This window comes from Aminobacter aganoensis, assembly GCF_014206975.1.
GTDB lineage: Bacteria > Pseudomonadota > Alphaproteobacteria > Rhizobiales > Rhizobiaceae > Aminobacter > Aminobacter aganoensis.
Genome location: NZ_JACHOU010000003.1, coordinates 402467 through 423493, shown reverse-complemented (window position 1 = coordinate 423493; position 21027 = coordinate 402467). Strand labels below are relative to the sequence as shown.

Here is a 21027-nt window from a genome sequence, read left to right as displayed (position 1 = left end):
TGTCCGGCGGGACGGCAGGAGGCGCCGCCCGTCCCCTCTAGAAGCGGGAAAGGCCGCGTGCAACCGTACGCGGCCTCAAAAACCTTGTGCCAGGCAGGATCAGGCCGCTTCGGGGACGCCCGTGTCGAAGATCGCGCGGTTGCGGCCGCGGCGCTTGGCCTCGTAGAGGCGCTTGTCGGCGCTCTTCATCAACTCCGAGACGTTGGCCTCCGATTTACAGGTGGTGCCGCCGATGCTGACGGTCAGCGGCACGGAGCGCTCGTCGTTCGGCTGGAAGCGTAGCGCTTCGACCTCGCTGCGGATACGCTCGGCCACCAGCTTGGCCTCGTCATTGGTGGCGCCCACCAGGAAGGCGCCGAATTCCTCGCCGCCGATGCGCCCGAGGATGTCGCCGCTGCGCACGCCGCGGGTGATCGCGGCGGCGATCTGCAGCAGCGCCTGGTCGCCGGTCAGGTGACCGAAGCTGTCGTTGATCTGCTTGAAATGGTCGGCATCGATGATCAGCAGAGCGCCGCGATCGGTCTTGCGCCTGGACCCGTCGAGCGCCGCAAAGAAGTTCTCGCGGTTGAGCATGCCGGTCATCTCGTCGCGGCTTGCCTTTTCCGACAGGCGCTTGTGCGCGGCGGCAAGCTGGGCGTGGGCATGCGTCAGCTCGGCATGGGCGACCTTCAGCTTTTCACGCTGCCAGAAGGTGTGAAAAGAAAACGGGAAAGCAATCAGGACGGGACACAGCACCGGCAACACATAAGCGGCAGTATCGACAATACCGCCAGTGAGCCGAATGACCGTCAGGACGAGTGCCATCGTAACCACGATGCACAATAGTGTGACGAAACCGGATTTTAAAAGCGCACTCTTCAATTTCTGCTCCCTGCCGACAGCTGGAATGCCAGCATCAACTGAAGGTCATCTTTCCTAGGTAGTTAAAATTCGACTTACCCCGCGTAATTTCGCCATCCTCCAACGCGAACGTGAGCAGCCGCGGACGCTTCCAAATTTCCTGAACCATGCCATAAGGGCGTCATGACCGATATTCCCGATCCCGCCCGCTTCGACCACGTCACCGACTGGGTGTTCGACCTCGACAACACGCTCTATCCGCATCACTCGAATCTATTCTCCCAGATCGACGTGAAGATGACAGGCTATGTCGCGGAGCTGCTGACCTTGTCGCGCGAGGACGCGCGCAAGCTGCAGAAGGAGCTCTATCTCGAATACGGCACGACGCTGAACGGCCTGATGCAGCGCCATGGCATCGATCCCGACGCGTTCCTCGAGCATGTCCACGACATCGACTATTCCTGGCTGGTGCCGGATCCGGTTCTGGGGGCGGCGATTCGCCAGCTGCCGGGGCGCAAGTTCATCTTCACCAACGGCAATCGCAGCCATGCCGAGCGCACCGCCCGCCAGCTCGGCATCCTCGACCATTTCGACGACATCTTCGACATCGTCGCCGCGGGGCTTACGCCCAAGCCGGCACGCCAGCCCTATGAGACCTTCGCAGCCCTGCACAAGGTGACGGGCGCCAACGCGGTGATGTTCGAGGACCTGGCGCGCAACCTTTCGGTGCCGAAGTCGCTCGGCATGACCACGGTGCTGATCGTGCCACGCAATTTCGAGCCGACCTTCTCGGAAATCTGGGAGAGCGACCCCACCCACGAGGACGACGTCGACTACGTCACCGACGATCTCGCGACCTTCCTGACGACGATCGTCGAGGCCAACGCCGCTTGAGCCGTTTCACCTCCGTCGAAGCGCGGATCGATGCGGCGGCACATGCCGTGCTCGACCGCCTGCCGGCAGGCGGGTTCTATGGTGCGCTGGTCGAGTTCCTGGTCTTCGGGCTGAAGCAGGCCTGGGCCTGCCTGTTCGGCGGCGCCATGCTGGCGCTGATCATGGCCACCCGCCTGTGGTGGCCGACGGACGCCGGGCTGTCGCGCTACGACTTCCTGTTCCTCGCTGCCGTCGCTATCCAGGCCGCCATGCTGGCACTGCGCCTGGAGAAGCCGTCCGAAGCCAGGGTCATCCTGATCTTCCACGTCGTCGGCACGGCGATGGAGGTGTTCAAGACCTACGCCGGCTCATGGAGCTATCCGGAAGACAGCTTCTTCCGCATCGGCGCAGTGCCGCTGTTCTCCGGTTTCATGTATGCGGCGGTCGGCTCGTATCTCGCCCGCGTCAGCCGCATCTTCGACATGCGCTACAGCGGCTATCCGCCGCTCTGGGCGACGGTGCTGTTGTGCGCGGCGATCTACGTCAACTTCTTCGCCCACCATTTTACCGTCGACATCCGCTACGGGCTGTTTGCGGCCACCGCGCTGCTCTACCTCACGACGGTGGTGCATTACCGCGTCTTCCGCTTCCGCCACCGCATGCCGCTGCTGCTCGGCTTCCTGCTGGTCTCGCTGTTCATCTGGTTCGCCGAAAACATCGGCACCTGGTCGCGCGCCTGGATCTATCCCGGCCAGCATGACGGCTGGACGCCGGTCTCGATCCAGAAGCTCGGCTCCTGGTACCTGCTGATGATCATTTCCTTCGTGCTGGTGACGCTTGTCCACCGGCCGCGGCCGGTGGACAAGCCAAGCCAGCCTCAAAGGCTGTAGAACTTGGCGATGATGTCCCAGGCCTCGTCGGCGGTGTCGACGAAGTCGATGATGTCCTGGTCGCCCGGCGTGATCGTGCCCTGGTCGGCGAGGAAATCGAGGTCGATCGCCCGCTCCCAAAATGACTTGCCGAACAGGATGACCGGCACCCGCTCCATGCGTCCGGTCTGGATCAGCGTCAGCGTCTCGAAGAACTCGTCCATCGTGCCGAAGCCGCCGGGGAACACCGCGACTGCCTTGGCGCGCATGACGAAATGCATCTTGCGGATGGCGAAGTAGTGGAAGTTGAAGCACAGTTCCGGCGTCACATAGGCATTGGGCGCCTGCTCGTGCGGCAACACGATGTTGAGGCCGATGGACGGTGCGCCGACATCGTCGGCGCCGCGGTTTCCGGCTTCCATCACGCCCGGGCCGCCGCCGGTGACGACGACGAACTCGCGGTAGTAGGACGCAGCGGAATGCTGCGAGCACAGGCGGGCAAATTTGCGCGCCTCGTCGTAATATTTGCTGTTGGCCTCGAGGTTCTTGCGCTGCGTTTCGTTCTTGGCCGCCCAGGCCTCGCCGCCCGGCTCGGGAATGCGGGCGCCGCCGAATAGGATGACCGTCGAGCGGATGCCGCGTTCGGCCAGGATCATCTCGGTCTTGAGCAGTTCGAGCTGCAGCCGCACCGGGCGCAGGTCGCGCTGGGTCATGAAATCTTCGTCGTTCCAGGCCAGCCGGTAGGTCGAGGCGCGCGTCTGCGGCGTGTCGGGCACGCTCTTGGCCCGCTCCAGATCCTCATCGGAGTGCGGCAGCGGCGTCCAGCCAGCCTTTTCCATAGGATTCATAATCTACTCAGCCCCAAATTACGTTGCCCGCGACATTCCGCGGCGTCACCGCGATTGACCCCTTCACAAGCCTGAAATAGGGTCCGCGCGATTTTATGCCAGCTTAGAAGCCTTAACCTTAACGGTACGTAACGGAGATGTTCATGTCGAAGCCCGATCTCGCCAGCCTCGAAAAGACAATCGACAAGGCATTCGAGGAACGTGACGGCATTTCGACGTCGACGCGCGGTGAAGTCCGCGAGGCAATCGAGACGGCGCTTGACCTTCTGGACAAGGGCGCGGCCCGCGTCGCGCAGCGCCAGGACGACGGCAAATGGCTGGTCAACCAGTGGCTCAAGAAGGCTGTGCTGCTGTCGTTCCGCCTGAACCCGATGGAACTCATCTCGGGTGCGCCCGGCGGCGCTTCTTGGTGGGACAAGGTGCCGTCCAAGTTCGACGGCTGGGGTTCGGTCGACTTCGAGAAGGCCGGCTTCCGCGCCGTGCCGTCTGCGGTCGTGCGCAAGTCGGCCTATGTCGCTCCGGGCGCCGTGCTGATGCCGTCCTTCGTCAATGTCGGCGCCTATGTCGACAGCGGCACGATGGTCGACACCTGGGCCTCGGTCGGCTCCTGCGCCCAGATCGGCAAGAACGTGCACCTGTCCGGCGGCGTCGGCATCGGCGGCGTGCTCGAGCCGATGCAGGCCGGCCCGACCATCATCGAGGACAATTGCTTCATCGGCGCGCGTTCGGAAGTGGTCGAGGGCTGCATCGTGCGCGAAGGCTCGGTGCTCGGCATGGGCGTGTTCATCGGCCAGTCGACCAAGATCGTCGACCGCGCCACGGGTGAAGTGTTCTATGGCGAAGTGCCGGCCAATTCGGTGGTCGTGGCAGGTTCGCTGCCCGGCAAGCCGCTGCCCAACGGCGACGCCGGCCCGAGCCTCTACTGCGCCGTCATCGTCAAGCGCGTCGACGCCCGGACCCGCTCGAAGACGTCGATCAACGAACTGCTCAGGGATTGATCCTTCAGCAGAATTTTTTCCCGGGCATTTGAGCAGATCGCTCGAATGCCCGACCAACAGAACGGACCAGATTCACTTTGCCCGACAAATCCCAGCTTTTCTGGTTGTTCTTCCGATTCTCGGGCCGCGTGAACCGCGCGGCCTACGTGCTCGGCTTTCTGTTCATGCTGGTGACGATGTCGTTCCCGCTCTACCAGTTCATGCGCGTGCACCCCGAAAGCGGTGCGGCCCAGGTCTGGTCGATGCTGTTCGGAATGACCTTCCTCATCTTCCTGTGGGTTCACATCGCCTTCAGCGTCAAACGCCTGCACGATTTCGACAAGCCCGGTCTCTTCGCCGTGGCGCTGTTCATCCCGGTGGTCTCGATCTTCGCCTTCATCGCGCTCTGCTTCTTTCCCGGCACGCCGGGCCCGAACCAGTTCGGCTACCAGACCAACGCGCCGCGATAACCTCGCTTTGGTAATAACGGCGCCGGCGACCCGGCGCCCTGTCGCCCGGGCCGTGACCGGACGACGCTGTCGCGAAGCTTAACTCCGCGTTCACCGGAGCAACCGAACGTCGTGACAGGACCGGGCGATTCAATTATCGCTGTCGCCATGAAACTGCCTACAGATCCCGCCGAGAACCTCGCCGCCCTCATTCGCTGCCCGTCGGTCACGCCGGCCGAAGGCGGTGCGCTTACGGCGCTCGAAGCCATGCTGAAGCCGCTCGGCTTCGCCGTCGACCGCCCGACCTTCTCCGACGCCGGCACGCCCGACATCGAGAACCTCTATGCCCGCCGTTCCGGCAACGGGCCGCATCTGATGTTCGCCGGCCACACCGACGTCGTGCCGGTCGGCGACGAGGCCGCCTGGACCCACCCGCCCTTCTCGGCGGCCATCGCCAATGGCGAGATGTATGGCCGCGGCGCGGTCGACATGAAAGGCGGCATCGCCTGTTTCGTGGCGGCTGTGGCACGCCATGTCGAGGCCAATGGCGGCCCCAAGGGTTCGGTGTCGCTGCTGATCACGGGCGACGAGGAAGGCCCGGCGATCAACGGCACCGTCAAGCTGCTGGCATGGGCCGCCGCACGCGGCGAGAAATGGGACGCTTCGCTGGTCGGCGAACCGACCAACCCGGATGCGCTGGGCGACATGATCAAGATCGGCCGCCGCGGCTCGGTCTCCGGCGTCGTCACGGTCAATGGCCGGCAGGGCCACGCCGCCTATCCGCACCTCGCCGACAACCCGGTGCGCGGGCTGATGACGCTGGTCGACGCGCTGCTCAACCCTTCCTTCGACAAGGGCACCAAGGATTTCCAGCCGTCGAACCTCGAGGTCACCACCTTCGACGTCGGCAACCCCGCCACCAACGTCATTCCGGCCAAGGCAACGGCCGCGTTCAACATCCGCTTCAACGACACCTGGACGGTCGAAACGCTGCAGTCGGAGATCCACAATCGCCTGGACAAGGCGAGCGGGCGAAAGAAATACCGCAAGGGCCGCAAGGAGCCGATCGACTTCGAGCTGACCTGGCGCGACACGCCGAGCCATGTCTTCCTGACCCGCGACGACAAGCTGGTCGACGCGCTCGCCGGCTCGATCAAGGCGGTCACCGGCCACAAGCCGAAACTGTCGACCACCGGCGGCACGTCGGATGCGCGTTTCATCAAGGATTATTGCCCGGTCGTCGAATTCGGGCTGGTCGGCAAGACCATGCACATGGTCGACGAGCGCGTGCCGCTTGCCGAACTCGAAATGCTGACACAGGTCTACCAGCGTTTCCTGGAAGACTGGTTCGGATGACGGCTTAGGGCGCTATGTTGGGCAGCGGCGAAATCCAGCAATATTTGTCAGGCGCATGGCGGCTGATGCTGGGCAAGGCAGACGGCCTGCGCCAGCTCGACCTCAGCGCCGACGGCTTCTGGAATTCGTTCTTCGCCATCCTGATCGCGGTGCCTGCCCTGATCGTCGGATGGGTCGGCGTTTCCGACGAGCTGACGCTGCAGTCGGCCGCATTCGCAGGCCGCTTCGGCATCGTCGTCAGGCTGGCACTGGTCGACATCGGCGCCTGGGTGCTGCCGCTGATCGTCTTTGCCCTGGTGGCGCGCCGCGTCGGGATCGGCGACCGTTTCGTGCACTATGTCGTGGCCAGCAACTGGGCTTCAGCGATCATCGCCTGGCTGATGCTGCCCGCAGCGCTGCTTCGGATGGTGATGCCGGCGGCGCAAAGCGCGACCTCGATGCTGTCGCTGGCGCTGTTCGTGCTGTCGATGGTGCTCAGCTGGCGGATGACCAATGCGGCCATAGGCAAGGGGCCTGCCGTCGGCTCGGCGGTCTTTGCCGGTATGTTCCTGGTGTCACTGCTCGTTCTGTTTTCGCTGCAGGCGATGTTCGGCATTTCCGTGCAGAACTGAGATCTCAGCGCCGCGCGGCGGTCGCGGCAACCAGCATCAGGGCGGCCGCCACCAGTGCTGAAACTGCAAAGCCATAAGCCGAGTAGAGCGGGCCGAAGGCAGTCGTGCCGACGAACACGGCAAGATAGGTGACGGCGCTGTTCAGCCCCATGATGGTGCCGCGCTGGCCCGGATCGAGCGCCGACAGGCGCATCACCAGCACGTTGAGCCCGAAATGGTTGATCAGCCCCCACAGCGCCATGGCGGCGATCAGCCCGCCGAAACTGCCTGAAATCGCTGCCAGCAACAGATAGACGCCGCCGGCGGCGACATAGGCGATGGGCATGACCCGTCGGGCGCCGAGCCGGTCGACGACGCCGTCCAGCAATGCAGCCGCGCCGAAGCCGATGCCGTAGGACACCGCCGCCAGGCCGTTGGCGCTGACCGGGCGGCCCAGCGCCTCGTGCAGATGGTCGCCGAGATAGCCGTAGACGCCGTAGAACGCCGTCATGAAGGCACCGCAGGCGATCAACAGCGGCACGATGCCGGGCGTGCGCAGGGCTTCCAGCGGCGCGGGAGCCACATGGCCGTTCGGCCTGTCGGCCAGCGACACGGCCGACACGCCGATGGCCACGGCAATGGCGAGCATGGCAACGATCGCGAAGACGGCGCGCCAGTGCAGCAGGTCGGCGATGACGGCCGACATCGAGACGCCCGCGACCATCGACAGCGTCCAGCCGGTCAGCACCACGCCGATGGTGCCGCTTTCGCGGCCGGGCGGGGCGATGGCGGCGGCACTTGCATAGATCGCCGGCAAGGCGATGCCGGCCGCAACGCCTGCAACCAGCTGTGCAGCGATCAACACCGGGATCGTCGGCGCCAGCGCACTGGCGGCAAGGGCGAGCGCCAAGAGGCCCAGCGCCCATTGCAGCATGCGCCGGGCGCCGAAGCGGTCGATGTAGCGGGCAAGGAACAGCGCGCTCGCCGCCGTGCCGAGGCCGAAGGCCGATGCGGCCGCCATGACGAACGGAACCGAGGTGCCGAAGCCGCGCGCGACTTCCGGCGCGATCGGCCCCAGCACCAGCGAGTTGGAGCCGATGACGGCGATACAGGCGGTCAGCAGGTAGGCGGCACCGGGAATGCGGGCAGCGGGTTCGGCGACGCCAGGAAATGATTGATCAAGGTTCGGCATCGTCGCATATTCGCCGAATGATGTTCAGCTTCAACGGAGAATTTCCGGATGGATCAAGAAACAGACGGCGTTCGGCAGAACCGCCAGCCGGAGCGCGCGATCGATGCCGCGGACCGAAGGCTGTTAGGCGTCCTGGTCGAGGATGCGACGGTCTCCTACGCCGAACTGGGCGAGAAGGCCGGCCTTTCGGCACCGGCGGCGCATGAGCGGGTGAAACGCCTGCGCCGGTCGGGCGCCATCCGCCAGACAGTGGCGATGGCCGACCCGAAGGCCATCGGCAAGCCGCTGCTGGCCTTCGTCCATGTCGACACGAGGGGCTGGGGCAAGACGCCGGAGCTGATGGCGGTTTCCGCCTTTCCGGAGGTCGAGGAGATCCACACCGTCGCCGGCGATGCCTGCATCCTGCTCAAGGTCCGGACCGAGGATACGCGCGCCTTGGAGGGGCTGCTGGCCCGCCTCTACGACACCCCCGGCGTGACTTCGACGCGCAGCTATGTGGTGCTGTCGACCTATCTCGAACGGCCGGTACAGCCTGACATCACCCAGGACTGGCCAGCGCCGAAGCATCTGGCGAACCCGCTCTACTAGAGCCCGTCTAGTAGTCCACGCCGGTGAGATAGAGACCGTCCGGCGGCGCCACCTGTCCGCAGGCGGCGCGATTGCGCGCCTCGAGTGCCGCGCTGAGATCGTCGGCCGTCCAGCCGCCCTCGCCGACCCGCTTCAGGCTGCCGACCATCGAGCGGACCTGGTTGTGAAGGAACGAGCGCGCCGACGTCGTGACCTCGATCGTGTCGCCAGACCGCCTCACGTCGAGCCGGTCGAGCGTGCGGACCGGACTGTTGGCCTGGCACTGGGTCGAGCGGAAGGTGGTAAAATCGTGCCGGCCGAGCAGGACCTTGGCAGCTTCGGCCATCGCCTCGTGGTCGAGGCGCTTGGGAACCCACCAGACCTTGCCGCGCTCCAGCGCGGCCGGCGCCCGCCGGTTGAGGATGCGGTAGATGTAATGGCGCCCGGTGGCCGAGAAACGGGCGTCGAAATCGTCCGGCACCTGACGGGCGGCGAGCACCGCCACGGTCTCACCGGCGGCCTGCATATGCGCGTTGACGGCATCGCGCACCTTGTCGTCGGCCCATGCCCTGGTGAGGTCGGCATGGGCGACCTGGGCGGTCGCGTGCACGCCGGCATCGGTGCGGCCGGCGCCGCGCAGCGAGATTTCATCGCCCGAAAACTTCAGGATCGCCTGCTCGATCGCCGCCTGCACTGTGTGCAGGCCAGCCTGGCGCTGCCAACCGGCATAGGCGCGACCGTCATATTCGATATCGAGGCGATAGCGCGGCATGTGCTGGCGAACTCCGGCCGCCTCAGGCAGCCAGAGCCGTACCGAAGGCCGAGGCGTAGACCAGCTTGCCGGTCTCGGGCGCATCGCCCCAGGCCAGCGCCTGCAGCGCCTCGCACTGGTAGTCGCTTTCGAACTTGGCCGCGCGCTCGTTGCTGTAGCCGAAACGGCCGTAATAGGCCGGGTCGCCAAGCACCACGGCGAGCGTCTCTCCGCCATCCCTGAGCCGGATGTGGGCTTCGCGAATCAGCGCGCCACCGATGCCGGTGCCGTGGAAATCAGGTTCGACAGCCAGCGGCGCGAGCGCCACGGCCGGAACCGTCCTGGCACCGTTCTGCACGTAGAGGCGCGAAAACAGGATGTGGCCGACCACCTGGTCGTCTTCCTCGGCCACCAGTTCGACGACGGCGTCGCCACCGGCGACCAGCGCATCGACGAGGCCGGCTTCGGCCTGCTGCCCGAAGGCGTGTTCCTCGACGAGGCGGATCGCCTCGCGGTCGCGGGGCGTAGCCGCCCGGATCGACATCATGCTCATGACAACTTCATTCCTTTTTCGATCTTGGCACCGCGCAGGAATTCATCCGCGGTGACGGGTTTTCCTCCCGCCCTTTGTACCTCGACCAGCCTGACGGCGGCTTCGCCGCAGGCAATCTCCAACCGGTCGTCGAGAACCGTTCCCGGCTCTCCCTGTCCGGCGGCACGTTGGGAGCGCAACACTTTCAAGCGCTCGGTCCGTCCGCCGATCTCGAATTCGCACCAGGCGCCGGGAAATGGCGACAGGCCGCGGATATTGTTGTCGACCGCCATCGCCGGCAAGGTCCAATCGATCCGCGTCTCCGCTTTATCGATTTTTTTGGCGTAGGTCACGCCTTCGCTAGCCTGGGGCACCGTTTCCAGCCTGCCCGCTTCGAGTTCCGCCAGCGCGTCCACCATCAGCGACGCACCCACCGCCATCAGACGATCGTGCAATTCGCCTGCGGTCATGTCGGGTCCGATCGCGACTTTTTCAAGTCGAGCGACCGGTCCAGTGTCCAATCCCTCTTCCATCCGCATGACCATCATGCCGGTTTCCGCGTCGCCGGCCATGATCGCGCGCTGGATCGGTGCCGCCCCCCGCCAGCGCGGCAGAAGCGAGGCATGGCCATTGTAGCAGCCGAGCCGGGTGCCCTCGAGGATGGCCTTCGGCAACAACAGGCCATAGGCCACGACGACGGCGACATCGGCATCGAGCCCGGCAAATGCCGCCTGCTCGGCCTCACCTTTCAGCGACAACGGCGTGCGCACGTCGATGCCCAGGCGCTCGGCCTCGCGCTGCACCGGCGACGGCGTCAGTTCCAACCCGCGGCGGCCGGCGGCGCGCGGCGGCTGCGAATAGACGGCCACGACCTGATGGCCGGCCTCGGCGATGGCGCGCAGCGTCGGCACGGAAAAATCCGGAGTTCCCATGAAGATGACGCGAAGGCTCATATGGATATGCAGTCCAGCACAAGATGCCCGGCCGGCAACGGCCGACCGTTCAGGCCATCGCTTCAAACGGGTTTACGAGCCCGAGGTCAAGCCCGTCGAAGTCGCGGACGTTGCGTGTGGCGAGCGTTGCGCCATGAACGATGCAGATGGCGGCGATCATCGCGTCCTGGACGGAGATGACGTGGCCCGACGCCTCGCGCAGGGCTCTTATCCTGCCGGTCAGCGCTGGCGATCTCCCGTCGAAGTCGAGGATGCGACCTCGAAACAGCTCTTGCAGCCCTGCGAGTGTCGTCAGATATCGGTCTGATCCGCTGCGAACCAGGTAACGTTCCGCGCCATAGGCCAGCTCCATGACCACCGGCCCGCACAAAAACAGCTCCTGCTGCTGTTGACGACCGAACCACTGCGTCAACGCGGCGTTGGGGTTCGGTTTATCGGCCTCCGAGATGACGTTGGTGTCGAGGACGATCATCGTTCGTCGTCGGCATCGAGGCCAAAACTGACGGGCCTGCCGAAGTCGCGTTTTCGCTTCGCTTCGATCTCGTCCATCGCCTTGGCGAACTCGCCATCAGGCGAGCCGTCGCTCCCAAAGAGCGCGCGCAGGCTTTCCCAGGCCGAACCCTGCGGCGACGCATCGCTGCCACGCTCGGCCAGCAAACCCTTCTGCAACAGATCGACTGCCTTGTCGGACAGGCTTTGGCCACGCGCCTTGGCGGCCTCGGCGATCTCGAGCTTGACGGCTTCCGGAATGTTCCTGATCAGCAGGTCGCCCATAAGCGCCTCCATCGGTTGATATCAATGATATCAGACCGTGGCGACGCCAGCAAACGGGCGGGAATTACCCCACCATGCGGCTCGGCGGACGGTCCTTGGCGAGCTTCTTGAACTTGCGCAGGACCATGTCGCGCTTGAGCTTGGAGATATAGTCGATGAACAGGACGCCATCGAGATGGTCGATCTCGTGCTGGAGGCAGGTGGCAAGCAGGCCGTCGGCCTCGACTTCCTGCTCCTTGCCGTTCTCGTCGAGATACTTGACCCGCACCGTCGAAGGCCGCTCGACCTCGGCATAATAATCGGGGATCGACAGGCAGCCTTCCTCGTAGACCGAGCGTTCGTCGCCGCGCGAAACCACCTGCGGGTTGATGATCGTCATCGGCGCCGGCTCCTCGCCCTCCTTGGCAAGGTCGATCACCAGCATGCGCAGCGGCTCGCCGACCTGGATGGCGGCGAGGCCGATGCCCGGCGCGTCATACATGGTGTCGAGCATGTCGCGCGCGAAATTGCGCACGCCGTCGTCGATGCGCTCCACGGGCCTGGAAACCTCGCGCAGCAGGGGGTCGGGAAGGATGATGAGCGGCTTGATGGTCATGTGCCTCAACTAAGATGTCGGGATAAAACCGTCAACCGGGGCCATGCGGCAATGTTCCTGTTTTGATCTGACCCAATGGAGCGAATCGGTTATGGTGCCGGCCATGAACGAGCTTTCCAGCATCTTGTCCGCCCCCATCGCCCAGCTTGGCGCGACCATCGTCACGCTCGGCCAGTTGCTCGGCTTTGCCGCGCTGCTGTTCGTGATCCTGCTCGCCATCCTCATGATCGCCCTGTGGCGCTCGGCCAAGGCGCGTGCGGTTGCCGCCGCCGAAGCCGCCGACCACGCCCGCGATGCCGAGGCGCGCATGGCCGGCATCCTGCAGGCCCAGGCCGAGATGCAGGGGCGGCTCGGCACCGTCGCCGACATTTTTGGCGCACGCCAGGCGGAACTCACCCAGTCGCTGGGACAGCGCCTCGATGCCATGACCGGGCGCATCGGCCAGACCATGGCCGAGCAGACCAAGTCGACGCATGACAGCCTTGCCAAGCTGCAGGAGCGGCTTGCCGTCATCGACACCGCCCAGGGCAACATCCAGTCGCTTGCCGGCCAGGTGGTGCAGCTTCAGGCGATCCTGTCGAACAAGCAGACCCGCGGCGCCTTCGGCCAGTCGCGGATGGAGGCGATCGTCGCCGACGGGCTGCCGCTCGGCGCCTACGAGTTCCAGGCGACGCTGTCGAACAACAACCGGCCCGACTGCCTCGTGAAAATGCCCAACGGCGCACCGTCGCTGGTGATCGACGCCAAATTTCCGCTCGAAGCCTGGAACGCCATCCGTGCGGCTGCCGATGTCGAGGCTGCGGCGGAGGCGCAGAAATATGCCGCCCAGGCCTTCCGGCGCGACCTCGAGGTGCACATCAAGGCGATTGCCGACAAATACCTGATCTCCGGCGAGACGCAGGACACGGCGTTCATGTTCGTGCCCTCGGAATCGATCTTCGCCGAGATCCACGAAAATTTCGAATCGCTGGTGCAGCGTGCCCACCGCGCCCGCGTGGTGATCGTCTCGCCGTCGCTGCTGATGCTGTCGATCCAGGTCATCCAGGCGATCCTCAAGGACGCGCGGATGCGCGAACAGGCGCACCTGATCCAGGGCGAGGTCATCCGCCTGATGGAGGATGTCGGCCGTCTCGACGAGCGCGTGCGCAAGCTGCAGACCCATTTCGGCCAGGCCAGCAAGGATATCGACGACATTCTGGTGTCGTCGTCCAAGGTCACCAAGCGCGGTGAAAAGATCGAGGCGCTGGAATTCGGCGCCTCGCATGCCGGCGAAACGGACGAGGCCGCGAAGCCTCAAGCAACCAACGCCCGCGCCGCCGACTCCAAGACCGGCCAGCTCAGGTTGCGGGTGGTCGAGGAAAGCGATTAGGCGCCGCTAGGACTGCTTCTCGACCGTTTCCATGCCGTCGAATGCGGGCAGCCAGTGCAGCGCCGAACGGTGCCAGACCTGCCTGCGTGGAACCAGTTCGTCGCGCTGGTTCGCAGTGCCCGTCCTCAGGCCGTAGACCTTGGGCCCGTCGCCGACCGAGGTGGCGAAGAGATGCGAACCGCAGTCGCCGCAGAAGCCCTGGGCCCGCTTGTTCCCGCTCTCGCCGGTCTTCACATAGATCCTGGGCGTGCCCGAAAACGCGATCTTGTCCTCGGCGACCGGCACGGTCACGCGAAAGGCGGTTCCGGTCAGCTTCTGGCAATCGGTGCAATGGCAGATCGCCGTCTTCCCCGGATCGACCTCGGCCGTGTAGGTGATGGCGCCGCAATGGCAGCCGCCTTCGATCTTCATTGAAATTCCTCCCTTTCCAGTACGCTCGACGCCGGCATCCTATTCCATATCCGGCGCCGCCAAATCCCCGGGCACAAGCCGTTCCCGCCGCTCGCGCCAGCGTTCGGACGTCTGCGGCTTGACGAAGACCACGCTGACCTCGGGAACCTCGGTCTTGAGCCTGGCCTCCAGCCGCTCGACGCAGGTTTCGATGTCGGCTGCCGATATGTGATCGACGAAATCGAGGCTGAGACCGGCGACGACCTGCTCGGGGCCCATATGCACGGTCAGCACGCCGTTGGCATTTTCGACCGCCGGATCGGCCTGGGCGATCTCGAGTATCTTCGCCTGCACGTCGGGCAAGGCAGGCTCCCCCATCAGCAGTCCCTTGCTCTCGACGGCCAGGAAGACAGCCGTGGCAGCGAGGATCAGGCTGATGCCGATCGAGGCCGCGCCGTCCATCCAGGGCTGCTCGAAATAGTGTGCCGCCGAAATGCCCACCAGCGCGATGACCAGGCCGAGCAGGGCCGCGCTATCCTCGAACAGCACGGTGTAGACGCTCGGATCCTTGCTGCGCCGCACGGCGCGAATATAGCCCATGTTGCCCTTGCTGCGCCGGAACTCCTTGAGCGCGACCAGCCAGGAGCCGCCTTCGAAGATCATGCACAGGCCAAGCACCACATAGTTGACGCGCGGGTTTTCGATCGGCTCGGGATCGAGCATGTGGATGACGCCTTCATAGAAGGCGACGCCGGCACCGAGCGCAAAGACCAGAAGCGCAACGATGAAGCTCCAGAAATAGAGTTCGCGGCCGTGACCGAACGGATGCAGGCGGTCGGGCGGCCGGGCGGCGCGTCGGAGCCCATAGAGCAGCAGCAGCCCGTTGCCGGTATCGACCAGCGAGTGCACGCCCTCGGACAGCATCGCCGAACTGCCGGTGAAGGCAGCGGCGACAAACTTGGTGACGGCGATCAGGAGGTTGCCGGCGATTGCCGCAAAGATCACAAATCTCGAGCCGGAATGTGCCACCGTCGATTCCTCGCGAGAGACAACTGTAGCGGGCGGCGGGCTGTGCTCAAGCCATTTCGTGGGCTGCGAAACAGGCGATGGGTGGCTCAACAGCCCTCTTGCAAGCGAGACGACTTCGCGTTTCACTTCGTGTCTCAGCAGCGGGAGATACGAATCATGGCCAAGGGTGCGATGAAAGCCGGAAAAGAAGCCCGGAAACCCAAGAAGGATGCCAAGAAGCCGGCGCCAGCGCCAGCATTCAAGGCCCCGCCGGTGCAAGCCACCAAGCTTAAGGACAAGTAGTCCTTGGTCTCGGCTTGATGCCAATCTCCAGCGCCCGGTCTCGGCCGGGCGTTTGGTTGACTGTTCCTCCGAAAACCCCAATCTGTTCTGGCGCAGGAACGATCTTGCGCCTTTCCGAAAAACCGGCCGGGACGACCCGCCATCCAATGGAGCGTTCCATGGCTTGGACTTATCTGTTTTTTGCTGGACTGTTCGAGATCGGCTGGGCCATCGGCCTGAAATACACGGATGGCTTCTCGAAGCCGATGCCGACCGTCCTCACCATTGTTTCGATGATCATCAGCCTTGGCCTGCTCGGCCTGGCGCTGAAGACGCTGCCCGTCGGCACGGCCTATGCCATCTGGACCGGCATCGGTACGGTCGGGACGGCGATGCTCGGCATCTGGCTGCTGGGCGAGCCGGCGACCGCACTTCGCCTCGCCTGCATCGGCCTGATCGTGTCCGGCATCGTCGGCCTCAAGCTGGTCGCCTGATCGAGCGGTCGTCTACTGGCCTGCCCCACCGGCGGGCCACTGAAGCCTCGATGGCGCGCCTGACGTGCAGGCATGCCAAAGCGGCCCGCGCCCGGGGCTTGGCAAAACCCCGATCGCGAACCGCCAGCAATGAGAATGTGCGCAATCGAACCTTGCTAACGGGCCGTTGCGTCTTTCAGGCGAACGTGTCCTGCAATCAGCCGAAGTTGGCCGAAGGCGGCATGCGCTTGCCGCGCGCCTTGCGCGCTGCGTAACGCGCGTCACGCTTGGCCTTGCGTTCGGCCTCGTCGGACAGCACGCGGCTGATACGGTCGGCCTCTTCGGCCTCGCGTGCCTTTGCCTCGGCCTGTGCCGCTTCTTCGGCAGCCAGACGTTCGGCTTCGGCCTTGGCTTCGCGCTCGGCCTTTTCAATGGCTTCGCGAGCCAGGCGTTCCTGCCGCAGCTTTTCCTTTTCGGCTTCGCGAATGGCGCGCGCCTCTAGGATAGCCTTGCGTTCGGCCTGGCGTGCCAGAACCGCTGGATCGTCAGCTGCCGGGCGTGCCTTGTACTTTTCGAGGAGAGCTTTCTTTGCGTCATTGGCGGCGCTACGCCGTTCGAAGACGTCTTTTTCCCTGTAGATTGCCAATTTGATTTCCCTGGAGTCACTTCGCGCCGCTTACATACGCGCGCGAAGGCAGAGTTCAAGCGCCAAAAAGGCATGTCTCCCATGAATTCGCGTGATGTTGCGGATAGGAAACGCTCTTTGGCGCCAATCTCGATATGGATTGTTCACTAGTCCGCATCTGGCGGCTTCGTGGAGCGATGGCTACGTGTAGCACGAATGACAGCGACAGGACCAGCGATATGGAACTTGGCCTCTACACTTTTGCCGACGTCAGCCCGGAAGCAGGTCCGGGAGCCATCGGACCGCACCAGCGGCTGCGCAATCTCATCGAAGAAATCGAACTGGCCGACCAGGTCGGGCTCGACGTCTTCGGCCTCGGCGAGCATCACCGCCCCGACTATGCAGCCTCTGCGCCGGTCGTGGCACTTGCGGCTGCCGCCGAGCGCACCAAGCGCATCCGGCTGACCAGCGCGGTCACGGTGCTGTCGTCCGACGATCCGGTGCGCGTGTTCCAGCAGTTCGCCACGCTCGACCAGCTTTCCGGCGGCCGCGCCGAGATCATGGCCGGCCGCGGCTCGTTCATCGAATCGTTCCCGCTGTTCGGCTACAACCTCGAAGACTATGACGAGCTGTTCGCCGAGAAGCTCGACCTGCTGCTGGCGCTGCGCGACAGCGAGCGTGTCACCTGGACCGGCACGCAGCGCGCGCCGATCAACGACCGCGGCGTCTATCCCCGGCCCTACCAGGACGGGCTGCCGATCTGGATCGCCATCGGCGGGACGCCGCAATCTGCGGCACGCGCCGGCGTGCTCGGCCTGCCGCTGGCGCTTGCCATCATCGGCGGCGAGCCGGCACGGTTCGCACCGCTGTTCGACCTCTATCGCGAGGCGGCACGGCGCGGCGGCCAGGATCCGGCCAAGCTCGCCACCAGCATCAACGTCCACGGCTTCGTCGCCGAAACCACCGAACAGGCGGCCGACGACTTCTACCAGCCGCAAGCAGAGGTGATGAACCGCATCGGCCGCGAACGCGGCTGGGGTCCGACATCAAGGGCGCATTTCGATCAATCGCGTTCGCCGCAAGGCGCGCTGTTCGTCGGCAACCCCGAAGTGGTGGCCGAAAAGATCGTGGCACAGCACAAGCTGTTCAAGAACGACCGCTTCATGCTGCAGATGGCGATCGGCATCATGCCGCACGACAAGGTGATGAAGGCGATCGAGCTCTACGGCACCAAGGTAGCGCCGCTGGTGCGCAAGGAACTGGGCGTCTCGGCCGCCGGGACGGCAGCCTGAAACGGCTGGACCAAAACTTACCCTGAGCGGGAAGGTTTGTTTGCAAGCATCGCGGTTCCTATATCCGGCGGGTCCCACCCCGCCGGAGCTGCACCATGACCACCCTTTCCGTCCTCGACCTTTCGCCGGTCACCGAAGGCAGCACTGCCGCGCAATCGCTCCAGAACACGCTCGATCTCGCCCGCCATGCCGAGGCGCTCGGCTTCCACCGCTACTGGCTGGCCGAGCACCACAACATGGCCGGCATCGCCAGTGCCGCGACCTCGGTCGTCATCGCCCATGTCGCGGCCGGCACCAGCACCATCCGCGTCGGCGCCGGTGGCATCATGCTGCCCAATCATGCGCCGCTGGTGATCGCCGAGCAGTTCGGCACGCTTGCCGCCCTGTATCCCGGCCGGATCGACCTCGGCATCGGCCGCGCGCCCGGCACCGACATGCTGACCGCCCGCGCCCTGCGCCGCAATCTCGAGGCTGGCGTCGACAATTTTCCGCAGGATGTGGTCGAGCTGATGGGCTATTTCGAGCCAGCGACGCCGGAGCAGCGCATCCGCGCCGTGCCCGGCGAAGGCGAGCAGGTCGAGGTCTGGGTGCTCGGCTCCAGCCTCTACGGCGCGCAACTCGCCGCCATGCTCGGCCTGCCCTACGCGTTCGCCTCGCATTTCGCCCCGGCCGAGCTCGACCATGCAATCGAGATCTACCGCTCGCGCTTCCAGCCGTCGGAGCGCCTGGCCAAGCCCTATGTCATGGCCGGCATCAACATCGTTGCCGCCGACAGCGACGCCGAGGCAAAGCTGCTGTTCAGCTCGGTCCAGCAGGCCTTCGTCAACCTGCGCAGCGGCCGCCCCGGGCGCCTGCCCGCGCCGCTCGACGGCTACGAGCGCGACCTCGACCCGGTCGCCCGCCAGATGCTGTCGCAGACGCTTTCCTGCGCCGTCGTCGGTTCGCCTGACACCGTTCGTCGCGGCGTCGAGGCGTTCATCGCCCGCACCGGTGCCGACGAGCTGATGGTGACGGCCCAGGTGTTCGACCATCAGGCACGCAAGCGCTCGTATGAGATTTTGGCGGAAGTCGGCGCCGGGCTGGCGAAGGCGGCGTAGCCGCCCCTTCCTTTCCCCCGTGTGGGAGAAGGTGGATCGGCGCGAAGCGCCGAGACGGATGAGGGTGTTGGACGGATCACGACGCTCCAAGAGCGAATTCGGGACGACCGCGCTCCGGCCAGCACCCCTCATCCGTCGCCTGCGGCGACACCTTCTCCCACAAGGGGAGAAGGAGAATGCGCTACCGCATCGCCTCGACGAGGCCCTTGTCGGGAAAACACGTCGCCGCACGGCCGTTCTTGGCCTGCCAGTCGCCGATCGAGCGGCGGGTCTTGAAGCCGGGCAGGCCGTCGGCGCCGCCGACGTCGTAGCCGAGCTTTTCCAAGCCCCGCTGCATGACGGCAACGTCGGAGCGGTAGAGCCCGTCGACCTTGCCCCAGGCACCAGTGAAGCGCTTGTCGCCCGCGGCGATCCGGTCGGCGCCGTGGCCGATGAACAGGGCGTAGACGTCGCTCTCGTTATATTCCTTGAGCACGTAGAAATTGGGCGTGACGATGAACGCGGGTCCGTTACGCCCCGCCGGCATCATCAGGAAACCTTCGGCCCGCGCCTCGTTCTGGGGAAATGGCTTGCCACCGACGCGGGCGACGCCCATCGCCGCCCAGTCAGCGATCTTCCTGCCCTGGTCGGGGCCTTCCAGCGCGCAGGAGACGCTGTCGGGCACCGACACTTCGAAGCCCCAGTCGCGGCCCTTCACCCAGCCATAGTGGACGAGATAGTTGGCGATCGAGGCCAGTGTGTCGGGCGTCGAGTTCCAGATGTCGGCGCGGCCGTCGCCGTCGAAGTCGATGGCGTGCTGCAGGAACGACGTCGGCAGGAACTGCGGCTGGCCGAGCGCGCCGGCCCAGGACGAGCGCATCGCCTTGCGGCTGACCAGCCCGCGCTCGACCATTTCGAGACCGGCCAGAAGCTCCTTGCGGAACATCTCCTTGCGGGTCGCCAGGAATGCCTTGGTGCCCAGCACCTCGAAGGCATCGTAAGGCATCTTGGCGGCGCCGAACCCCGACTCGCGCCCCCAGATCGCCAGCACCACGCCGCGCGGCACGCCGAAGCGCTTTTCGACGGCGGCGAGCGTCTGCGCGTTGGACCCGGCGCGGCTGCGGCCGCCCGCGGTGACCGCACCAAGCGTCTTCTCGGCGAAATAGTTGCCGGGCGAACCGAACTCGGCCTGGTGCTGCTTCTTCGGCGTCTTTTGCTTCTCACCGGGCAGCACGAGGTCGGGCAGCTTGAGATTGGGGGAGACGCCGGCAAAAGCCGCGTCGAACGTCGCTCTGGAAATGCCCTTGGCCCTGGCTTCCGGCCACAGGTCCTTGGTGAGCCAGGCCTGGAACTGGTCGTCGATCTTGGCGGCGGAGGCGGGGGTGGCGCCGAACGCGATGAGCGCTGCGGCAAAGGCGGCCAGCATTGAGAGCTTGCGTTTCTTCGCGCCCCCCTCTGGCCTGCCGGCCATCTCCCCCTCGAGGGGGGAGATCAGATGTCGCCACCGCTTCCGCCAATCACCGATGTCGCAGGATGAGAGCCGCGCCAAAAGCTGCTGATCTCCCCCCTTGCGGGGGAGATGGCCGGCAGGCCAGAGGGGGGTGGGACGGAACTGCGACGATTCAGAAAATTTGCTCATGCAGCTTCCTCGACCGCAATTACGTCAAAACACGGTCCGCGACTTCAACGCCGCCGACAGCGTGCCTTCGTCGAGATAGTCGAGCTCGCCGCCAACCGGCACGCCATGCGCCAGCCGCGTGATCTTGACGTCGAAGCCCGAGAGCTGGTCGGTCAGGTAATGTGCCGTGGTCTGACCCTCGACGGTGGCGTTGACGGCGAGGATCACCTCGCTCACCCCGCCCTCGGCAATGCGGGTCACAAGCTGCCTGATGGTCAACTGGTCCGGGCCGACGCCATCGAGCGGCGACAGCGTGCCGCCGAGCACATGGAAGCGCGCGTTCATGGCCCCGGCCCGCTCCAGCGCCCAGAGGTCGGAGACGTCCTCGACGACGATGATGGTGGTGGGGTCGCGGAGCGGATCGGTGCAGATCATGCAGGGATCGGAGGTGTCGACATTGCCGCAGGTCGAGCAGACGCGGACCTTGTCGACCGCTTCGCCCATGGCAGCGGCCAGCGGCGCCAGCAACTGCTCCTTCTTCTTGATCAGGTGAAGGGCTGCGCGGCGGGCCGAACGCGGCCCAAGCCCCGGCACCTTGGCCAGCAGCTGAATCAGGCGTTCGATCTCGGGACCGGCGATTCGCTTCGACATGCGAGGGGTATAAAACGAGTAGCGAATAGTGAATAGCGAATAGTGAAGAAGCAGGGCAGAGCCGCCGCCCAGACCCC

At 65.2% G+C, this 21027-nt stretch carries 26 protein-coding genes; 12 read left to right on the top strand and 14 right to left on the bottom strand.

Annotated features, from left to right (window positions below; all coding sequences use genetic code 11):
• Positions 1-99: 99 nt before the first annotated feature.
• Positions 100-804 carry a GGDEF domain-containing protein gene (locus GGR00_RS09675; protein WP_184699329.1) on the bottom strand — a complete coding sequence of 235 codons (705 nt, stop codon included), beginning with the start codon at positions 802-804 and terminating at the stop codon, positions 100-102.
• Positions 805-1023: 219 nt separating this feature from the next.
• Here GGR00_RS09675 and GGR00_RS09670 point away from each other — a divergent pair, with 219 nt between their 5' ends.
• Both GGR00_RS09670 and GGR00_RS09665 read left to right on the top strand, forming a co-directional pair.
• Positions 1024-1734, top strand: a complete 711-nt coding sequence (locus GGR00_RS09670; protein ID WP_055980607.1) for a pyrimidine 5'-nucleotidase — start codon at positions 1024-1026, stop codon at positions 1732-1734.
• Positions 1731-2603: a DUF817 domain-containing protein gene (locus tag GGR00_RS09665; RefSeq protein WP_184699328.1), complete on the top strand. Its 873-nt coding sequence runs from the start codon at positions 1731-1733 to the stop codon at positions 2601-2603. Before GGR00_RS09670 ends, GGR00_RS09665 begins: the two co-directional genes overlap by 4 nt.
• Here the strand turns inward: GGR00_RS09665 and GGR00_RS09660 are convergent.
• Positions 2591-3430 (bottom strand): LOG family protein, encoded by an 840-nt coding sequence (locus GGR00_RS09660; RefSeq protein ID WP_156381359.1) that lies wholly within the window; start codon positions 3428-3430, stop codon positions 2591-2593. The genes GGR00_RS09665 and GGR00_RS09660 overlap by 13 nt on opposite strands.
• A gap of 143 nt (positions 3431-3573) precedes the next feature.
• Here GGR00_RS09660 and dapD point away from each other — a divergent pair, with 143 nt between their 5' ends.
• The 4 genes from dapD to GGR00_RS09640 all read left to right on the top strand — a co-directional run bounded on the left by dapD (position 3574) and on the right by GGR00_RS09640 (position 6823).
• Positions 3574-4428, top strand: coding sequence for a 2,3,4,5-tetrahydropyridine-2,6-dicarboxylate N-succinyltransferase (gene dapD / locus GGR00_RS09655; RefSeq protein WP_184699327.1), 855 nt, complete (start codon positions 3574-3576; stop codon positions 4426-4428).
• A gap of 77 nt (positions 4429-4505) precedes the next feature.
• The gene (locus tag GGR00_RS09650) at positions 4506-4877 is read left to right on the top strand and encodes a DUF805 domain-containing protein (protein ID WP_184699326.1); all 372 of its coding nucleotides are present in this window, start codon (positions 4506-4508) and stop codon (positions 4875-4877) included.
• Between the two features lie 147 nt (positions 4878-5024).
• Positions 5025-6212, top strand: a complete 1188-nt coding sequence (gene dapE, locus GGR00_RS09645; protein WP_184699325.1) for a succinyl-diaminopimelate desuccinylase — start codon at positions 5025-5027, stop codon at positions 6210-6212.
• Between the two features lie 14 nt (positions 6213-6226).
• Complete coding sequence (locus GGR00_RS09640) at positions 6227-6823, top strand: transporter (protein WP_184699324.1); 597 nt, start codon at positions 6227-6229, stop codon at positions 6821-6823.
• Between the two features lie 4 nt (positions 6824-6827).
• On the opposite strand, the gene GGR00_RS09635 is transcribed toward GGR00_RS09640, so the two are convergent.
• Positions 6828-7994, bottom strand: a complete 1167-nt coding sequence (locus GGR00_RS09635) for an MFS transporter (RefSeq protein WP_184699323.1) — start codon at positions 7992-7994, stop codon at positions 6828-6830.
• Positions 7995-8042: 48 nt separating this feature from the next.
• Here GGR00_RS09635 and GGR00_RS09630 point away from each other — a divergent pair, with 48 nt between their 5' ends.
• A complete protein-coding gene (locus GGR00_RS09630; protein ID WP_055980625.1) occupies positions 8043-8582 on the top strand; it encodes an Lrp/AsnC family transcriptional regulator in 540 nt (179 codons plus the stop codon).
• Positions 8583-8589: 7 nt separating this feature from the next.
• On the opposite strand, the gene truA is transcribed toward GGR00_RS09630, so the two are convergent.
• From truA to def, 6 genes are all read right to left on the bottom strand, one after another.
• On the bottom strand, positions 8590-9333 hold the full coding sequence (gene truA / locus GGR00_RS09625; RefSeq protein WP_055980628.1) for a tRNA pseudouridine(38-40) synthase TruA: 744 nt from the start codon (positions 9331-9333) through the stop codon (positions 8590-8592).
• A gap of 22 nt (positions 9334-9355) precedes the next feature.
• Positions 9356-9865 carry a GNAT family N-acetyltransferase gene (locus tag GGR00_RS09620; RefSeq protein WP_055980631.1) on the bottom strand — a complete coding sequence of 170 codons (510 nt, stop codon included), beginning with the start codon at positions 9863-9865 and terminating at the stop codon, positions 9356-9358.
• On the bottom strand, positions 9862-10797 hold the full coding sequence (gene fmt, locus GGR00_RS09615) for a methionyl-tRNA formyltransferase (protein ID WP_055980635.1): 936 nt from the start codon (positions 10795-10797) through the stop codon (positions 9862-9864). The genes GGR00_RS09620 and fmt overlap by 4 nt, the downstream gene beginning before the upstream one ends.
• A 49-nt stretch (positions 10798-10846) precedes the next feature.
• The gene (locus GGR00_RS09610) at positions 10847-11269 is read right to left on the bottom strand and encodes a type II toxin-antitoxin system VapC family toxin (protein ID WP_055980638.1); all 423 of its coding nucleotides are present in this window, start codon (positions 11267-11269) and stop codon (positions 10847-10849) included.
• Entirely contained in the window at positions 11266-11571 is a 306-nt protein-coding gene (locus GGR00_RS09605; protein WP_055980642.1) for a hypothetical protein, read from the bottom strand. Before GGR00_RS09605 ends, GGR00_RS09610 begins: the two co-directional genes overlap by 4 nt.
• 64 nt (positions 11572-11635) lie before the next feature.
• The gene (gene def / locus GGR00_RS09600; protein ID WP_055980645.1) at positions 11636-12166 is read right to left on the bottom strand and encodes a peptide deformylase; all 531 of its coding nucleotides are present in this window, start codon (positions 12164-12166) and stop codon (positions 11636-11638) included.
• A gap of 103 nt (positions 12167-12269) precedes the next feature.
• Here def and GGR00_RS09595 point away from each other — a divergent pair, with 103 nt between their 5' ends.
• Complete coding sequence (locus GGR00_RS09595; RefSeq protein WP_055981027.1) at positions 12270-13535, top strand: DNA recombination protein RmuC; 1266 nt, start codon at positions 12270-12272, stop codon at positions 13533-13535.
• A gap of 6 nt (positions 13536-13541) precedes the next feature.
• Here the strand turns inward: GGR00_RS09595 and GGR00_RS09590 are convergent, their stop codons facing one another.
• Positions 13542-13946 carry a GFA family protein gene (locus GGR00_RS09590; RefSeq protein ID WP_184699322.1) on the bottom strand — a complete coding sequence of 135 codons (405 nt, stop codon included), beginning with the start codon at positions 13944-13946 and terminating at the stop codon, positions 13542-13544.
• A gap of 39 nt (positions 13947-13985) precedes the next feature.
• The gene (locus tag GGR00_RS09585) at positions 13986-14954 is read right to left on the bottom strand and encodes a cation diffusion facilitator family transporter (RefSeq protein ID WP_055980652.1); all 969 of its coding nucleotides are present in this window, start codon (positions 14952-14954) and stop codon (positions 13986-13988) included.
• 156 nt (positions 14955-15110) lie between these two features.
• Between GGR00_RS09585 and GGR00_RS28505 the strand changes: the two genes are divergently transcribed.
• Together GGR00_RS28505 and sugE are read left to right on the top strand one after the other, a co-directional pair.
• Positions 15111-15236: a hypothetical protein gene (locus GGR00_RS28505; RefSeq protein ID WP_018426265.1), complete on the top strand. Its 126-nt coding sequence runs from the start codon at positions 15111-15113 to the stop codon at positions 15234-15236.
• A gap of 158 nt (positions 15237-15394) precedes the next feature.
• On the top strand, positions 15395-15709 hold the full coding sequence (sugE, locus tag GGR00_RS09580; RefSeq protein ID WP_055981029.1) for a quaternary ammonium compound efflux SMR transporter SugE: 315 nt from the start codon (positions 15395-15397) through the stop codon (positions 15707-15709).
• A 196-nt stretch (positions 15710-15905) separates the two neighbouring features.
• On the opposite strand, the gene GGR00_RS09575 is transcribed toward sugE, so the two are convergent.
• A complete protein-coding gene (locus GGR00_RS09575; RefSeq protein WP_055980656.1) occupies positions 15906-16334 on the bottom strand; it encodes a DUF6481 family protein in 429 nt (142 codons plus the stop codon).
• A gap of 218 nt (positions 16335-16552) precedes the next feature.
• Here GGR00_RS09575 and GGR00_RS09570 point away from each other — a divergent pair, with 218 nt between their 5' ends.
• Together GGR00_RS09570 and GGR00_RS09565 are read left to right on the top strand one after the other, a co-directional pair.
• The gene (locus GGR00_RS09570; RefSeq protein WP_184699321.1) at positions 16553-17605 is read left to right on the top strand and encodes an LLM class flavin-dependent oxidoreductase; all 1053 of its coding nucleotides are present in this window, start codon (positions 16553-16555) and stop codon (positions 17603-17605) included.
• A 95-nt stretch (positions 17606-17700) separates the two neighbouring features.
• On the top strand, positions 17701-18702 hold the full coding sequence (locus GGR00_RS09565) for an LLM class flavin-dependent oxidoreductase (RefSeq protein ID WP_184699320.1): 1002 nt from the start codon (positions 17701-17703) through the stop codon (positions 18700-18702).
• Between the two features lie 181 nt (positions 18703-18883).
• Here the strand turns inward: GGR00_RS09565 and GGR00_RS09560 are convergent, their stop codons facing one another.
• Positions 18884-20152: a lytic murein transglycosylase gene (locus GGR00_RS09560; protein ID WP_184699319.1), complete on the bottom strand. Its 1269-nt coding sequence runs from the start codon at positions 20150-20152 to the stop codon at positions 18884-18886.
• A gap of 192 nt (positions 20153-20344) precedes the next feature.
• Positions 20345-20950 carry a recombination mediator RecR gene (gene recR, locus GGR00_RS09555; RefSeq protein ID WP_184699318.1) on the bottom strand — a complete coding sequence of 202 codons (606 nt, stop codon included), beginning with the start codon at positions 20948-20950 and terminating at the stop codon, positions 20345-20347.
• Between the last annotated feature and the right edge of the window lie 77 nt (positions 20951-21027).

What these genes read in the sequence shown, in the direction of transcription:
- GGR00_RS09675 (WP_184699329.1), bottom strand. Translation starts at nt 804, where the DNA reads ATGGCACTCGTCCTGACGGTCATTCGGCTCACTGGCGGTATTGTCGAT.
- GGR00_RS09670 (WP_055980607.1), top strand. Translation starts at nt 1,024, where the DNA reads ATGACCGATATTCCCGATCCCGCCCGCTTCGACCACGTCACCGACTGG.
- GGR00_RS09660 (WP_156381359.1), bottom strand. Translation starts at nt 3,430, where the DNA reads ATGAATCCTATGGAAAAGGCTGGCTGGACGCCGCTGCCGCACTCCGAT.
- dapD (WP_184699327.1), top strand. Translation starts at nt 3,574, where the DNA reads ATGTCGAAGCCCGATCTCGCCAGCCTCGAAAAGACAATCGACAAGGCA.
- dapE (WP_184699325.1), top strand. Translation starts at nt 5,025, where the DNA reads ATGAAACTGCCTACAGATCCCGCCGAGAACCTCGCCGCCCTCATTCGC.
- GGR00_RS09640 (WP_184699324.1), top strand. Translation starts at nt 6,227, where the DNA reads ATGTTGGGCAGCGGCGAAATCCAGCAATATTTGTCAGGCGCATGGCGG.
- GGR00_RS09635 (WP_184699323.1), bottom strand. Translation starts at nt 7,994, where the DNA reads ATGCCGAACCTTGATCAATCATTTCCTGGCGTCGCCGAACCCGCTGCC.
- GGR00_RS09630 (WP_055980625.1), top strand. Translation starts at nt 8,043, where the DNA reads ATGGATCAAGAAACAGACGGCGTTCGGCAGAACCGCCAGCCGGAGCGC.
- truA (WP_055980628.1), bottom strand. Translation starts at nt 9,333, where the DNA reads ATGCCGCGCTATCGCCTCGATATCGAATATGACGGTCGCGCCTATGCC.
- GGR00_RS09620 (WP_055980631.1), bottom strand. Translation starts at nt 9,865, where the DNA reads ATGAGCATGATGTCGATCCGGGCGGCTACGCCCCGCGACCGCGAGGCG.
- fmt (WP_055980635.1), bottom strand. Translation starts at nt 10,797, where the DNA reads ATGAGCCTTCGCGTCATCTTCATGGGAACTCCGGATTTTTCCGTGCCG.
- GGR00_RS09610 (WP_055980638.1), bottom strand. Translation starts at nt 11,269, where the DNA reads ATGATCGTCCTCGACACCAACGTCATCTCGGAGGCCGATAAACCGAAC.
- GGR00_RS09605 (WP_055980642.1), bottom strand. Translation starts at nt 11,571, where the DNA reads ATGGGCGACCTGCTGATCAGGAACATTCCGGAAGCCGTCAAGCTCGAG.
- def (WP_055980645.1), bottom strand. Translation starts at nt 12,166, where the DNA reads ATGACCATCAAGCCGCTCATCATCCTTCCCGACCCCCTGCTGCGCGAG.
- GGR00_RS09595 (WP_055981027.1), top strand. Translation starts at nt 12,270, where the DNA reads ATGAACGAGCTTTCCAGCATCTTGTCCGCCCCCATCGCCCAGCTTGGC.
- GGR00_RS09590 (WP_184699322.1), bottom strand. Translation starts at nt 13,946, where the DNA reads ATGAAGATCGAAGGCGGCTGCCATTGCGGCGCCATCACCTACACGGCC.
- GGR00_RS28505 (WP_018426265.1), top strand. Translation starts at nt 15,111, where the DNA reads ATGGCCAAGGGTGCGATGAAAGCCGGAAAAGAAGCCCGGAAACCCAAG.
- sugE (WP_055981029.1), top strand. Translation starts at nt 15,395, where the DNA reads ATGGCTTGGACTTATCTGTTTTTTGCTGGACTGTTCGAGATCGGCTGG.
- GGR00_RS09570 (WP_184699321.1), top strand. Translation starts at nt 16,553, where the DNA reads ATGGAACTTGGCCTCTACACTTTTGCCGACGTCAGCCCGGAAGCAGGT.
- GGR00_RS09565 (WP_184699320.1), top strand. Translation starts at nt 17,701, where the DNA reads ATGACCACCCTTTCCGTCCTCGACCTTTCGCCGGTCACCGAAGGCAGC.
- GGR00_RS09560 (WP_184699319.1), bottom strand. Translation starts at nt 20,152, where the DNA reads ATGGCCGGCAGGCCAGAGGGGGGCGCGAAGAAACGCAAGCTCTCAATG.
- recR (WP_184699318.1), bottom strand. Translation starts at nt 20,950, where the DNA reads ATGTCGAAGCGAATCGCCGGTCCCGAGATCGAACGCCTGATTCAGCTG.